Source organism: Frateuria sp. Soil773, assembly GCF_001428405.1.
Taxonomy (GTDB): domain Bacteria; phylum Pseudomonadota; class Gammaproteobacteria; order Xanthomonadales; family Rhodanobacteraceae; genus LMSL01.
In genome coordinates this window covers 40,800-53,804 of record NZ_LMSL01000016.1, presented here as the reverse complement: position 1 = coordinate 53,804, position 13,005 = coordinate 40,800, and the positions used below count along the sequence as shown (strand labels likewise).

Here is a 13,005-nt window from a genome sequence, read left to right as displayed (position 1 = left end):
CCAGCCTTCGCTGGGATGACGTTTCTGGGGGGATACTTGGAAATCGTGAACAGGCTCTGAGAGGGAGGGGCGCGAAGCGCGGGCGGCGTCAGGCCACCAGCACGTAGCCCATCCCGTGCAGCGCACGCAGGGGCAGCGCCTCGCGGGTGCCGGCGTTGACCTTGCGGCGCAGCCGGTGGATCAGGGTCTCCAGGCGATGCGGGTCGAAGTCGTAGATGTCCGGGGTGAGCGCGGCGATCAGCGTCTCGCGCGAGACCGCCTCGCCGCTCTTGGACAGCAGCAGCCCCAGCACGCAGCGCTCGGCCTGGGTCAGCGCCACCGTGCCGCCGCCGGGGGCGACCAGGCTCCAGCCATTCGCATGCAGCCGCCAGGCGGGGCGGGCTTCGACCGCCGGTGCCGGTGGCGTGCTGCCCAGCCGGCGGCCAAGGCTGTGCAGCGTGGCGGCCAGCACGTCGAGGTTCACCGGCTTGGCGAGGTAGGCGTCGGCGCCCATCGAGAGGCCGTGCACGCGGTCGGCGGCGCCGCCGCGCCCGGTGAGCATGACGATGCCGATCGACGAGGACGCGCGCAGGTAGCGGGTGATGGTGAAGCCGTCCTGGTCGGGCAGGCCCACGTCCAGCACCAGGATGTCGAAGGTCTGCTGCGGCAACTGCAGGTACAGCTCGGCGGCGCTGGACAGCCCGGTCACTTCGAAACCATGGCTGCGCAGGCCGGGCAGCAGGATCTGCTCGCGCAGCTCGGCATCGTCCTCGAGCAGGGCGACGCGCAGGGCGGGACACGGGGCCGGGCACGGGGCGGAAGCAGGGGAGGGAAGCATGGCGCGTCAGGGAACGGGCGGGAGCATCGATGCTAGCGAATCGGGCCATGCGCTGCGCGTTCCCTCGCGGCGCGGCCGGGGCTCAGGCGGTGGCGCTGTCGTGCATCCAACTGCCGACGGTGTCCTCGCCGTGCATTTCCTTCAGCTCGCGCACCACCCGCATCAACTGGCGGAAATGCGGCTGCAGGCTGGGATGCGGCGAATCCTTGGTTTCGTGGTAGGCGACCGCGAGCCACAGCGCGATGCCGCGCATGGCCACCTCGGGATTGTCCGAGCAGGCCCGGGCGTAGCCGATGTCGGTGCCCTGGCCCCAGGGCAGGTAGCGTTCCTCCGGCGGCGTGCCGTAGAGGTGCGGGAAGGGGCTGCGGGACGCCTGGCCGATCTCGCGCAACGTCAGCGTGCCCAGCCGGGCGCGGCTGCGGTCGGGCAGGGCCCGGATGCTTCGCTCGATCTCCTTGAACTGTCGGCCGAGCTGGCGGCTGCGGTTCAAGGCGATCAACTGGCTGAATATGCGCATGAGGCCTATCCCATCCCCGGCGCCGGCGGAACGTCGGCGCCTCCAATCTGGTCGAGGATAGCCAGTGCGGGCGAGGGTTTGTACCTATAAGGTCACAAAACGACGCAAATCGTCAGTTTCTGCTGTTTATCTGGTAGGCGGATGCTGGCAAACGGCATGGGCGGAGGATGCCGAGAGCCCTTGCGACAGCGGCCGGGGCTTCGTAGGTTGTTCAGGCGTAGCGCACCGTCGCGCGGTTGTCCTTGAAGGCGCCCGGCATGGGCGCGATGGCGGCGCTAGCGTGCGAAGCGCCGGCCATGCCGGCATTCGTCGAGCCGTCTTCCTGCGCCGCGACCGGCATGGCGGCACCGGCGTTGGAGGCGGCCTATACGAAGAAAGCCTTGCGGGTCGGCGACGCTCCCCCTGCGGGTGTCGTTCTGGCCGATGCCGCCGACGGGTGCGGCCAGCACCACGGGGCGGCTTCGGCTGGGAAAGTCACCGATCCTGGATGGCCGCGTCGCGGACGATCGCGGTTGCGGCAGCCGCGATCCGGGCGCCGCCCATCCTCAGGACTGCGTCAGCCGGCCGATGGCCTGGCCCACCAGGACCGCCTGCTGCGGCTGCAGCGGGTCCAGCTCGGCCATGCCCTCGGGCAGCAGCACGATCACGGTGGAGCCCATGTTGAAGCGGGCCATCTCGGCGAAGCGGTCCAGGGTGATGTTCTGGCCGGCGAACGACTTGCGGCGGATCGACGGCGCATAGGGCGGGATCACCAGCCCGTCCCATACCGTGGCTACCGACGAGACCAGGATCGCGCCCACCATCACCACCACGAACGGGCCGTGTTCGCCCTCGAAGTGGCAGACCAGCCGCTCGTTGCGCGCGAACAGGCGCGGGATCGCTTCCACCGCGAACGGCGCCACGCTGAAGATGCGCCCGGGCACGTGCACGGTTTCCTTCAGGGTGCCTTTCAGCGGCATGTGCACGCGGTGGTAGTCGCGCGGCGACAGGTAGACGGTGGCGAAGCGGCCGTTGCGATAGGGGGCCGCGGCGGCCTCGTCGCCGCCAAGCAGTTCGGCGGCGGTGTATTCCTGCCCCTTGGCCTGGAAGATGCGCCCGTCCACGATGGCGCCGGCCTGGCTGATGCGGCCGTCGGCGGGCGAGAGCACGGCGGCCGGGTCGGCGTCGGCCTGGCGCGCGCCGGGCTTGAGCTTGCGGGTGAAGAAGGCGTTGAAGTGCTGGTAGGCCAGCGGGTCGGGCTGCGCGGCCTGGCGCATGACCACGTCGTACTTGCGCACGATGGTGCCGATCAGCCAGTTCTTCCACGGCGCGAAGGTCCAGCGCGTGGCCCAGTAGACCAGGCGCGACAGGAAGCGGTGCGGAAGGGCGTATTGGAGGCCGACTTTGAAAGGCGTGGTCTTGAACGTCATCCGGGCAGTATAGAGGTGCCGCAGCCTTCAACGTGCGTTCCCTCTCCCTGCGGGAGAGGTGGCGGCAGCCGGGTGAGGGTGCGGGCGGAGCCGGGCGCGTCGGCGTTGCCGGACCCTCACCCCAACCCCTCTCCCGACGGGAGAGGGGCTTGCCGCGCGGCGGGCCGTATAATGCACGGCCTTTTGCATCGCACTCGCCAGGACCAGGTCCGTGACCGCCGAACTCGCCACCATCATCGACTTCATCCGCTACGGCGCCAGCCGCTTCTCGGCCGCCGGGCTGACCTTCGGCCACAGCCACGACAACCCGATCGACGAGGCCACCCACCTGGTGCTGGCAAGCCTGCACCTGCCGCCGGACATTCCGCCGGCCTACGGCGCGGGCCGGCTCACCGCCGGGGAGCGCGAGCGCGTGCTGGGCCTGATCGAGCGGCGCGTCGACGAACGCCTGCCGGTGGCCTACCTGGTCGGCGAGACCTGGTTCGCCGGGCTGAAGTTCAAGAGCGACCGCCGCGCCCTGGTGCCGCGCTCGCCGATCGCCGAGCTGATCGAGTCGGGCTTCGCGCCGTGGCTGGACGAGCGCCGCGTCGAGCGCGCGCTGGACCTGTGCACCGGCTCGGGCTGCATCGGCATCGCGATGGCCGAGTACAACCCCGACTGGCAGGTCGACATCGTCGACATCAGCGACGAGGCGCTGTCGCTGGCGCGCGAGAACATCGCCTTCCAGCACGTCGAGGGCCGCGTCCAGGCGATCCGCTCGGACCTGTTCAGCGGGGTCGCCGACCGCCGCTACGACCTGATCGTGTCCAACCCGCCCTACGTCACCGAGGACGAGTACGCCGCGCTGCCGGGCGAGTACAGCCACGAGCCCAAGCTCGGCCTCACCTCCGGCGCCGACGGCCTGGACCTGTGCCTGCGCATGCTGGACGAGGCGGCGGACCACCTTACCGACGACGGCCTGCTGATCGTCGAGGTGGGCGAGAGCGAGCATGCGCTGGCCGCGCTGCTGCCGCAGGTGCCGTTCGTGTGGATCGAGTTCAAGGTCGGCGCGATGGGCGTGTTCGCGCTGGAGCGGCGCGACCTGGTGGAACATGCCGGGGCGATCCGCGCGGTGGCGGTGGCGCGTCGGTAGGTGCCCCTGGAGTCTGTTTAAAGTCTCCCAGGTATCCCCCTGAAACATCATTCCAGCGGCTCTCAACGGCCGCAGGGCCGGTCAAGCTGGGATCCAGCGCCTCTAAGGTTTTGGAGAAGGGGGAGGTCGCTGGATGACCAGCCTTTCGGCTGTTGAAAAGCGCCTCCAGCTTGACCGGCCCTGCGACCGTTGAGAGCCGCTGGGATGACGAGCGGGAATCCCAACTTAACCGGTCCTGCGGCCGTTGAGAGCCACCGGGATGATGTTTCACGGGAGGTCTGAGATCGTGAACAGGCGCCTGGCGACGTAGTCGCGCAAGCCGCGTCGGCCGTGCGCCTCACCGGCGAAATTGCCGCGCATCGCGGCCGAAGCCGCTCCCGCCGCCGGCGTCGCCCTCGCGTAGCGGGCGCATCCGCCAGGGATCGGGCCGGCAGCGGCCGGCGATCATGGGTATGCTGTAGCCCTTTTACCGCGGACGTTCCGATTCCCGTGTCCAGCAACTCCTTCGGCAAGCTCTTCACCGTCACCACCTTCGGCGAAAGCCACGGCCCGGCCATCGGCTGCGTGATCGACGGCTGCCCGCCGGGGCTGGCGATCGACGCGGACGAGTTCCGCCGCGACCTCGACCGCCGCGCCACCGGCAAGAGCCGGCACACCTCGCAGCGGCGCGAGGCCGACGAGGTGGAGATCCTTTCCGGCGTCTACGAGGGCAGGACCACCGGCACGCCGATCGCGCTGCTGGTCCGCAACACCGACCAGCGCAGCAAGGACTACGGCGACATCGCGTCGACCTTCCGGCCCGGCCACGCCGACTACACCTACTGGCAGAAGTACGGCATCCGCGACCCGCGCGGCGGCGGCCGTTCCTCCGCGCGCGAGACCACCATGCGCGTGGCCGCCGCGGTGATCGCCAAGAAGTGGCTGGCCGAGCGCCACGGCGTGCGCGTGCGCGGCTACCTCGCGCAACTGGGCGACATCGCACACGAGGGCTTCGACTGGGACGCGGTCGAAGGCAATCCGTTCTTCTGGCCGGACGCAGCGCAGGTGCCGGCGCTGGAGAAGGCGATGGACGCGCTGCGCAAGTCCGGCGACTCGGTGGGCGCACGCGTCACCGTGGTGGCCGACGGCGTGCCGCCGGGCTGGGGCGAGCCGATCTACGGCAAGCTCGACGGCGACCTCGCCGGCGCGCTGATGTCGATCAACGCGGTGAAGGGCGTCGAGATCGGCGACGGTTTCGCGGCCGTGGAGCAGCGCGGAAGCCAGCATCGCGACGAGATGTGTTTGGACGGCTTTACGTCCAATCATGCCGGTGGCATCCTTGGTGGCATCAGCACGGGCCAGGCGGTGGTCGCCTCGATCGCGCTGAAGCCCACTTCCAGCATCCTGATCCCCGGCCGCAGCGTGAACCTGGCCGGCGAGCCGGTGGAGGTGGTGACCAAGGGCCGCCACGATCCCTGCGTCGGCATCCGCGCCACGCCCATCGCCGAGGCGATGGTGGCGCTGGTGCTGATGGACCACGCGCTGCGCCACCGAGCGCAGTGCGGCGACGTGGGCGACGTGGCGCCGCGCATTCCCTAGAGAGCCGACGCGGCAGGCTGGAGCGAACATGGCAGGCAACAAACCGGTCGTCTGGGTGTCGCGCCCCACCTTCGACAGCGAGATCGCGCGGCTGCGGCCACATTTCGAGGTGCGCGAGGAAACGCGGGAGGCGAAGTTCGCCCCGGCCGAACTGGCGGCGAAGCTGGCCGGCTGCGATGCCGCCATCGTGGGCCTGAAGGAGCGCGTGGACGCGGCCGCGGTGGCCGGCGCGACGCGGCTGCGCATCGTCGCCAACCTCGCGGTGGGCTACGACAACCTCGACCTGGCCGCACTCGTCGCCGCCGGCATCGCCGCCTCCAATACCGCCGACGTGCTCAACGAGAGCGTGGCCGACTACGCCTGGGCGCTGCTGCTGGGCGCGGCGCGACGCATGGGTGCCGCCGAGCGCTGGCTGCGCGCGGGGCAGTGGCACGCCACCGAGTTCAAGGAGTGGCTGGGCGCCGACGTGCGCGGCCATGTGCTGGGCATCCTAGGCATGGGCCGGATCGGCCAGGCCATCGCGCGGCGCGCGCAGGGCTTCGGCATGCCGGTGCTCTACCACAACCGCTCGCGCCTGCCCGCGGATGTCGAGCGCGAATGCCGCGCCCGCTACGTGGACAAGGCGGAGCTGCTGCGCGAATCCGATTTCCTCGTGCTGGTGCTGCCGCTGACGCCGGAAACCCGCCACGCCGTCGGCGCCGCCGAGCTGGCGCAGATGAAGCCCACCGCGGTGCTGGTGAATGTGGCCCGCGGCGGCATCGTGGACGACGCGGCACTGGCCGCCGCGCTGCGCGAAGGCCGCCTTGCCGCCGCCGGGCTGGACGTGTTCGAGGGCGAGCCGCGCGTGCATCCGGACCTGCTCGCGCTCGACAACGTGCTGCTCAGCCCGCATATCGCCAGCGCCACGACCGATACCCGCCGCGCGATGACCGCCGTGGCGGTGGACAATGTGCTGGCGCTGTTCGGCCATGGCCCGCATGCCGGGCATCCGCCGAACCTGCTGAATCCCGAAGCGCTGGCCGTCGTGGCCCGCGCCCCTTTCCCCACCCGTGAAGAACCCACCCGATGAGCAAGAAGAGCAGTTACAAGGTTGCGATGGTCGGCGCCACCGGCGCCGTGGGCGAGACCCTGCTCGCCATCCTCGCCGAGCGCCAGTTCCCGATCAGCGAGCTGGTGCCGCTGGCCAGCGAGCGTTCCGCCGGCAGCAAGGTGGAGTTCGCCGGCAAACAGATAACGGTGCGCAACCTCGAGGACTACGACTTCGCCGGCGTGGACATCGCGTTCTTCTCCGCCGGCGGCTCGGTGAGCAAGGTGCATGTGCCGCGCGCGGCGGCGGCGGGCGCGGTGGTGATCGACAACACCTCCGAGTTCCGCTACCAGGACGACATCCCGCTGGTGGTGAGCGAGGTGAACCCGCATGCCATCGCCCAGTACACCACGCGCGGCATCATCGCCAACCCCAATTGCTCGACCATGCAGATGCTGGTGGCGCTGGCGCCGATCCACCGTGCGGTGGGCATCGAGCGCATCAACGTGGCTACCTACCAGTCGGTGTCCGGTGCGGGCCGCGTGGGCATGGAGGAACTGGGCAGGCAGACCGCGGCCCTGCTCAACTTCCAGGAGGCGGAACCGAAGAAGTTTCCCAAGCAGATCGCCTTCAACGTGATCCCGCACATCGACGAGTTCCAGCCCAACGGCTACACCAAGGAAGAAATGAAGATGGTGTGGGAGACGCGCAAGATCCTGGAGGACGACTCCATCGCGGTGAACCCCACCGCGGCGCGCGTGCCGGTGTTCTACGGCCACTCCGAGGCGGTGCACGTCGAGACGCGCGACAAGATCACCGCCGAGCAGACCCGCGAACTGCTGGAGCACGCCGACGGCGTGGTGGTGATGGACGAGCGCAAGGCCGGCGGCTATCCCACTCCGGTGGGCGACGTGGCCGGCAAGGACCCGGTGTTCGTCGGCCGCATCCGCGAGGACATCTCGCACGACCGTGGCCTGGACATGTGGATCGTCTCGGACAACATCCGCAAGGGCGCGGCGCTCAACGCGGTGCAGATCGCCGAGCGGCTGATCGAGGACTACCTCTGATGCGTTGCCGGGCATGGCTGGCGCTGGGCGGGATGGCGCTCGGCGCGCTGCCGGCGCTGGCCGTGGCCGGCGATGCGCCGGCCGCCGCGGCTTCCGCCGCCACGCCGGCCGCGCTGCAGAAGCAGTTGCGGCAGCGCGACCGGGAGGTCGGCGCGCTTCGGCGCCAGGTCGACCGGCAGGAATCGAAGGGGCGCCAGGCCGGCGAGCGGCTGCGGCAGCAGGAGCGCGAGATCGCCGAGCTGCAGCGCCAGCTCGACGCCGCCCGGGCCGCCGCCGCCCCACGGCAGCGTGAAAATCCGCCCCAAAAATGAGAACCCGCCACAGCAATGCGCCGTAAGCGTTCGCCGCGGCTATTGTTGATTGACTTGCAACTAACTTAAAGTGGCACCTCGTTTCGGTCGTCGCCGCCTCGGCGAGGGCGCGCACGCACCATACGCACATAAAGATAGACAGACACCATAGATAGGCGTCACGGTCGTTCGGGGGAGCACGCGATGAATCGTTCGTTGAAACTGTCGGCGCTGTTGGCGCTCGCTCTGGGCAGCAGCCAGGCGGTGGCGCTGGAGCTGGGCCAGATCCAGGTGAAGTCGGCGCTGGGCCAGCCGCTGCTGGCGGAAATCCCGTTGACGCCCGAGAGCCCGGCGGAACTGCGCAACCTCAGCGCCCGGCTGGCCTCGGCCGAGGATTTCGCCCGCGCCGGCATCAGCGCCGGCCGTCCCGGCATCCCGTTGCAGTTCAGCGTCGCGGGCACCGGCGAGCACAGGGTGATCCGCATCACCAGCACCGCGGCGGTCAACGATCCCTACCTGGACCTGCTGGTCGAGGTCAGCAGCGCCGCCGGCAAGAGCGTGCGCGAATACGCCATCCTGCTCGATCCGCCGGGCGCCGCACAGGCGACCGCCGGGGCGCCGGCCGCCGCCCCGGCACGCAGCGCGCCGAGCCGCCCCGCGCGCGCGGCCGCCGCGGCGCCGCAGCGCCAGCCGGCGCCGGCCTCCCGCGCGGTGGTGACCAGCGACGGCAAGTACGGCCCGGTCGAGCGCGGCCAGACCCTGTCCGGCATCGCGCGGCTCACCGCGCCGGCCGGCACCGACGTCAACCAGATGATGCTGGCGCTCAAGCAGGCCAACCCGGATGCGTTCTACCGCGACAACATCAATGCACTGAAGAGCGGCGCCGTGCTGCGCGTGCCGACCAGCCAGGAGGCCCAGGCCATGGCCGTGGCCGCCGCGGTGGCCGAAGTGCGCCGGCAGAACGGCGACTGGCGCAGCGGCGCCGCCTCGGCGCCGACCACGGTGGCCGATGCGGCGACCCGTGCCGGCACGTCCAGCGCGCCGTCCGGCGCCGCCGACGTGGCGGACCGGCTGACCCTGGTGCCGGCCGCGGAAGGCGGCAAGAGCGCCGGCGCGCGCGGCGGCAAGGGCGAGGCTTCCGCCGCCCTGCGCCAGGATCTCGCGCGCAGCCAGGAGATGCTCACCGCGCTGCAGCAGCAGGGCAGCGAGCTGAAGTCGCGCCTGAAGGACCTGGAAGACATCAACGGCAAGAACGAACGCCTGCTGTCGCTGAAGGACAACGAGATCGCCGATCTCCAGCGCAAGCTCGCCGAGGCGCGCAAGGTTGCGAACCTGCCGGCCGAGCCCGCGGCGGCGAGTACCGCCCATGCGGCCGCCGGCGCGGCGGCGGTCGAGGTGTCCGCCCTCAAGGAGACGGCCGCCGCGCCGTCCAGCGCCGCCACGACCGGCCCCGCCACGGCGGATACCGCCGCTACGGCCGCTGCCACCGGCGCTGTGGCGGCCAGTGCCGCCTCGACGGCCACGCCGCCGCCGGCCGCGGTCCAGCCGGCTCCGGCCAAGGCCAAGCCGGCGCCCGCCGCGCGCAGCCATCCCGCCACGCCGGCCGCATCGCTGGAAGAGCCCTGGTACATGCAGACCTGGGCCTGGGCCGCGGGGCTGGGCGCGATCGTGCTGCTGCTCCTGTTCGCCGTGCTGGGGCGCCGCCGCAAGCCGGCGAAGCCGGCTGTTCCGTCGGGCTCGTCGCTGGCCGACCGTTTCGGCGGCGTCGCGCCGCTGCCCGAAGGCAGCGCCGATCCGGACCAGGACGAACTGCTCGACCAGCTGGCCGAGCATCCGGACGACGTCGGCCTGCACCTGGAACTGGTCAGCCTGTACTACGGCCGACGCGACGTCGAGCATTTCGAGGCGGCCGCCGAGGCCATGCACGCCCACGTGACCGATCCGCAGCAGCCGGAATGGCAGGACGTGGTCGGCATGGGGCGCGATCTCGCGCCGGGCCATCCGCTGTTCCTCGACGGTAGCCATGCCGAGCATGCCGAGACGGCGGAGGACGAGCGCGACGCGCTCAATGCCTTCGACCTGGACCACTACGCCGCCTCGTCCGACGAGACCGTGCTGCAGGCGCCGGCGATGCCGCCGCTGCCGCCGCGCCAGAAGGTCAGCGAATACCACTTCGACTTCAACCTGACGCCGCCCGTCCAGGCCGGCCCGGCCACGCCGGCGGCGACGGAGGACGAGCCCTCGCCGGAGGCCGGGATCGAGCCGATGGCCCCGGCCGCGCATGCCGATCCGGTCGCCGAGGCGGAGAGCGAGCCGCTCGGCGGCTGGCGCTTCGACGAGCCGGAAGCCGATGCCGGCATCCACGAGCTGGGGCAGTTCAGCGACGACCCGATCGACACCAAGCTCGATCTCGCCCGGGCCTACCTGGACATGGGCGACAGCGAAGGCGCCCGCGCCATGCTCGAGGAAGTGCTCGGCGAGGGCAGCCAGATGCAGAAGGACACCGCCAGGCAACTGCTGGAAAACCTGTCCTAGGCGCCGCCGTCCGTTCGACCCGCGCATCGGGCCGGCCTTGCCGGCCCGATGCGTTTGGGCAACTGCTAATCTTGGCTGCCCTGGATTCCCCGATTCCCATGCGCATCGCCCTTGGCATCGAATACGACGGCACCGGCTTCTCCGGCTGGCAGCGGCTGAGCCACGGCCCGACCGTGCAGGCGGCGGTGGAGCAGGCGCTGTCGTTCGTCGCCGCGCATCCGGTGCAGGTGACCTGCGCCGGGCGCACCGACGCGGGCGTGCACGGGCGCTGCCAGGTGGTGCATTTCGACACCGAGGTGCGGCGCGACCTGCGCGGCTGGGTGCTCGGCGCCTGCTCGAACCTGCCGCCCAGCGTGGCCGTGCTGTGGGCGCAGCCGGTGGCGGAGGATTTCCACGCGCGCTTCTCGGCGCGCAGCCGCCGCTACCGCTACGCCATCCTCAACCGGCCGGTGCGCGCGGCGCTGGAAGCGCGCTACGTGACCTGGGAGCGCCACCCGCTCGACGCACGGCGCATGCACGAGGCCGCGCAGGCGCTGGTCGGCGAGCACGATTTCACCGCGTTCCGCGCGATCACCTGCCAGGCTGCGCACGCGCGCCGCGCGGTGCTCGCGGTGAGCGTGCGGCGCGAGGGCGAGCAGGTGCTGGTGGAGATCGAGGCCAACGCCTTCCTGCACCACATGGTGCGCAACATCGTCGGTTCGCTGCTGCCGATCGGGCGAGGCGAGCAGCCGGTGGAATGGATGGGCGCGTTGCTGGCCGGCCGCGACCGCGAGGCGGCCGGGCCGACCGCGCCGTCGTCCGGGCTGACCTTCATCGGGCCGCGCTACGAGGCCCATTGGGGATTGCCGCCCGAGGTCAGCCTGGCCGGGGAGGCCGCATGACGCGCATCAAGTGTTGCGGCATGACCCGGATCGAGGATGCCCTGCTCGCCGCGCAACTCGGCGCCGACGCCATCGGCGTGGTGTTCGCCGCGCGCAGCCCGCGCAAGGTATCGGTGGCCCAGGCGCAGGCGATCGTGCGCGCCGTGCCGCCGTTCGTCGTCACGGTGGCCCTGTTCATGGACGACGACGCGGCCATGGTGGACGAGGTGGTGCGCACGGTGCGGCCGAGCCTGCTGCAGTTCCACGGCGGCGAAAGCGACGACTGGTGCGCGGGTTTCGGCCATCCGTTCCTCAAGGCGGTCGCGATGGGCGAGGGCGAGGCCGCCTTGCCGCGCCTGCGCCGGTATCCGCACGCCTCGGGCCTGCTGCTGGACGGCCACGGCCTGGGCGAGGCCGGCGGCAGCGGCAAGGCCTTCGACTGGTCGCTGATGCCGCGCGACCTCGCGCAGCCGCTGGTGCTGGCCGGCGGGCTGCATGCAGGCAACGTGGCCGAGGCGGTCCGCATCGCGCGGCCGTGGGGCGTGGACGTAGCCAGCGGCATCGAGGCGTCGCCGGGCATCAAGGATGCCGCGCGGATGGAAGCCTTCATCGCCGCGGTGCGCGCGGCGGACGCGCGGGCGGCCTAGCGAACTCGTTGCAGGCGCGCCGTGGCGCTCCGGTGGATCGGCTGCACCGGGACATTGGTCCGGTCCGGCTGGATGAGCAGTGATGCTCCGCATCGGCGACGTTCGATGCTTCCATCGGCGAGCGTGCGGGACTCTTTCGCATAACCACCGATCAGGTGGGCAGCGCCCGTCGCACGGGGCCCGGCTTCTCTCGCCTCAAGGGCCGGCCAGTTCGGCCCGCGCCCAAGCGGCCAGTTCGGCGACGCGCGTGTCGCCGGTCCGCGTCGTCGCCAGTACCCAGCGGCCACCGGTGTCGCAGAAGCCCCAGGGCGCCAGCAGTCGCCCGCTGGCGAGGTCGTCGGCGACCAGCGGCTGCGGCGCGATCGCCACGCCCAGCCCCGCGGCCGCGGCTTCCAGCAGGAAGTACAGGTGCGGCAGGGCCTGCGCCTGGCGCAGCGCATCGGGTGCCAGGCCCATCGCCCGCGCCCATTCGGACCAGGCCTGCGGGCGCGAGGCGGTATAGAGCAGCGGCTCGTCGCACAGCGCGATGGCGGGCATGGCGGCCAGGCGCATGGCGCCGGGGTAGCGCGGGCTGAGTACCGGGCCGATGCGCTCGGGCGCCAGGTCGTGCACCTGCCACGTGGCGGGCCACGGTGGCGATGCCAGCAGCAGCGCGGCATCCACGCCGGCCAGGCTGGCCGGCTCCTCCTGGGCGGCCAGGTGCAGGGTCAGGGACGGCAGCTCATGGCGCAGGCGTTCCAGCCGCGGGATCATCCAGCGCGCCAGCACGCTGCCCGAGCAGCCCAGCACCAGCGCGCCCGCCCGTTCGCGCCGCAGCCTCGCCCAGCCCTCGCGCAGCTGGCCGAAGGCGGCCTGGCAGCTTTCCTGCAGGCGCCGCCCCGCCTCGGTGGCCTCGATGCCGCGGCCCTGGCGCTGGAACAGCGGCTCGCCCAGCGCCTCCTCCAGTATGCGCACCTGCCGGCTGATCGCGCCGTGGGTGACGTGCAGTTCCCGTGCGGCCAGGCTCATGCTGCCCAGCCGCGCGGCCGCCTCGAAGGCGCGCAGGGCGTGCAGCGAGGGCAGGTCCCGATCCGGCATGGTTGTGAGTCTAGCTCACATGAGGCTTCGGATTTTTCGCTTTTCCCTG

At 71.4% G+C, this 13,005-nt stretch carries 13 protein-coding genes; 8 read left to right on the top strand and 5 right to left on the bottom strand.

Translation table 11 applies throughout. The features are described from left to right. Positions 1-88: 88 nt before the first annotated feature. From ASG87_RS07585 to asd, 4 genes are all read right to left on the bottom strand, one after another. A complete protein-coding gene (locus ASG87_RS07585) occupies positions 89-817 on the bottom strand; it encodes a response regulator transcription factor (protein ID WP_056003241.1) in 729 nt (242 codons plus the stop codon). Between the two features lie 82 nt (positions 818-899). After that, entirely contained in the window at positions 900-1,334 is a 435-nt protein-coding gene (locus ASG87_RS07580; protein WP_056003238.1) for a hypothetical protein, read from the bottom strand. Between the two features lie 211 nt (positions 1,335-1,545). Further along, positions 1,546-1,674 carry a hypothetical protein gene (locus ASG87_RS21180; protein ID WP_268761802.1) on the bottom strand — a complete coding sequence of 43 codons (129 nt, stop codon included), beginning with the start codon at positions 1,672-1,674 and terminating at the stop codon, positions 1,546-1,548. A gap of 205 nt (positions 1,675-1,879) precedes the next feature. Then, positions 1,880-2,743: an archaetidylserine decarboxylase gene (gene asd, locus ASG87_RS07575; protein ID WP_056003235.1), complete on the bottom strand. Its 864-nt coding sequence runs from the start codon at positions 2,741-2,743 to the stop codon at positions 1,880-1,882. A gap of 211 nt (positions 2,744-2,954) precedes the next feature. Here asd and prmB point away from each other — a divergent pair, with 211 nt between their 5' ends. The 8 genes from prmB to ASG87_RS07535 all read left to right on the top strand — a co-directional run bounded on the left by prmB (position 2,955) and on the right by ASG87_RS07535 (position 11,879). After that, positions 2,955-3,875, top strand: coding sequence for a 50S ribosomal protein L3 N(5)-glutamine methyltransferase (gene prmB / locus ASG87_RS07570; RefSeq protein WP_056003233.1), 921 nt, complete (start codon positions 2,955-2,957; stop codon positions 3,873-3,875). A gap of 489 nt (positions 3,876-4,364) precedes the next feature. After that, positions 4,365-5,453, top strand: coding sequence for a chorismate synthase (gene aroC, locus ASG87_RS07565; RefSeq protein ID WP_056003230.1), 1,089 nt, complete (start codon positions 4,365-4,367; stop codon positions 5,451-5,453). Between the two features lie 28 nt (positions 5,454-5,481). Further along, positions 5,482-6,522: a D-glycerate dehydrogenase gene (locus ASG87_RS07560; RefSeq protein ID WP_056003227.1), complete on the top strand. Its 1,041-nt coding sequence runs from the start codon at positions 5,482-5,484 to the stop codon at positions 6,520-6,522. Beyond that, complete coding sequence (locus ASG87_RS07555) at positions 6,519-7,547, top strand: aspartate-semialdehyde dehydrogenase (RefSeq protein WP_056003225.1); 1,029 nt, start codon at positions 6,519-6,521, stop codon at positions 7,545-7,547. Before ASG87_RS07560 ends, ASG87_RS07555 begins: the two co-directional genes overlap by 4 nt. After that, on the top strand, positions 7,547-7,858 hold the full coding sequence (locus ASG87_RS07550) for a hypothetical protein (protein ID WP_157510944.1): 312 nt from the start codon (positions 7,547-7,549) through the stop codon (positions 7,856-7,858). Before ASG87_RS07555 ends, ASG87_RS07550 begins: the two co-directional genes overlap by 1 nt. 183 nt (positions 7,859-8,041) lie before the next feature. Beyond that, positions 8,042-10,372: a FimV/HubP family polar landmark protein gene (locus ASG87_RS07545; protein WP_056003220.1), complete on the top strand. Its 2,331-nt coding sequence runs from the start codon at positions 8,042-8,044 to the stop codon at positions 10,370-10,372. Between the two features lie 98 nt (positions 10,373-10,470). After that, positions 10,471-11,253, top strand: coding sequence for a tRNA pseudouridine(38-40) synthase TruA (gene truA, locus ASG87_RS07540; protein WP_056003217.1), 783 nt, complete (start codon positions 10,471-10,473; stop codon positions 11,251-11,253). Beyond that, on the top strand, positions 11,250-11,879 hold the full coding sequence (locus ASG87_RS07535; RefSeq protein ID WP_056003214.1) for a phosphoribosylanthranilate isomerase: 630 nt from the start codon (positions 11,250-11,252) through the stop codon (positions 11,877-11,879). Before truA ends, ASG87_RS07535 begins: the two co-directional genes overlap by 4 nt. A 195-nt stretch (positions 11,880-12,074) precedes the next feature. On the opposite strand, the gene ASG87_RS07530 is transcribed toward ASG87_RS07535, so the two are convergent. Beyond that, positions 12,075-12,956, bottom strand: a complete 882-nt coding sequence (locus tag ASG87_RS07530) for a LysR family transcriptional regulator (protein WP_056003211.1) — start codon at positions 12,954-12,956, stop codon at positions 12,075-12,077. Positions 12,957-13,005: the final 49 nt, after the last annotated feature.

Bases quoted from the DNA above. Each gene is read 5' to 3' on its own strand.
- ASG87_RS07585 (WP_056003241.1), bottom strand. From the start codon at position 817: ATGCTTCCCTCCCCTGCTTCCGCCCCGTGCCCGGCCCCGTGTCCCGCC.
- ASG87_RS07580 (WP_056003238.1), bottom strand. From the start codon at position 1,334: ATGCGCATATTCAGCCAGTTGATCGCCTTGAACCGCAGCCGCCAGCTC.
- ASG87_RS21180 (WP_268761802.1), bottom strand. From the start codon at position 1,674: ATGCCGGTCGCGGCGCAGGAAGACGGCTCGACGAATGCCGGCATGGCC.
- asd (WP_056003235.1), bottom strand. From the start codon at position 2,743: ATGACGTTCAAGACCACGCCTTTCAAAGTCGGCCTCCAATACGCCCTT.
- ASG87_RS07560 (WP_056003227.1), top strand. From the start codon at position 5,482: ATGGCAGGCAACAAACCGGTCGTCTGGGTGTCGCGCCCCACCTTCGAC.
- ASG87_RS07555 (WP_056003225.1), top strand. From the start codon at position 6,519: ATGAGCAAGAAGAGCAGTTACAAGGTTGCGATGGTCGGCGCCACCGGC.
- ASG87_RS07550 (WP_157510944.1), top strand. From the start codon at position 7,547: ATGCGTTGCCGGGCATGGCTGGCGCTGGGCGGGATGGCGCTCGGCGCG.
- ASG87_RS07545 (WP_056003220.1), top strand. From the start codon at position 8,042: ATGAATCGTTCGTTGAAACTGTCGGCGCTGTTGGCGCTCGCTCTGGGC.
- truA (WP_056003217.1), top strand. From the start codon at position 10,471: ATGCGCATCGCCCTTGGCATCGAATACGACGGCACCGGCTTCTCCGGC.
- ASG87_RS07535 (WP_056003214.1), top strand. From the start codon at position 11,250: ATGACGCGCATCAAGTGTTGCGGCATGACCCGGATCGAGGATGCCCTG.
- ASG87_RS07530 (WP_056003211.1), bottom strand. From the start codon at position 12,956: ATGCCGGATCGGGACCTGCCCTCGCTGCACGCCCTGCGCGCCTTCGAG.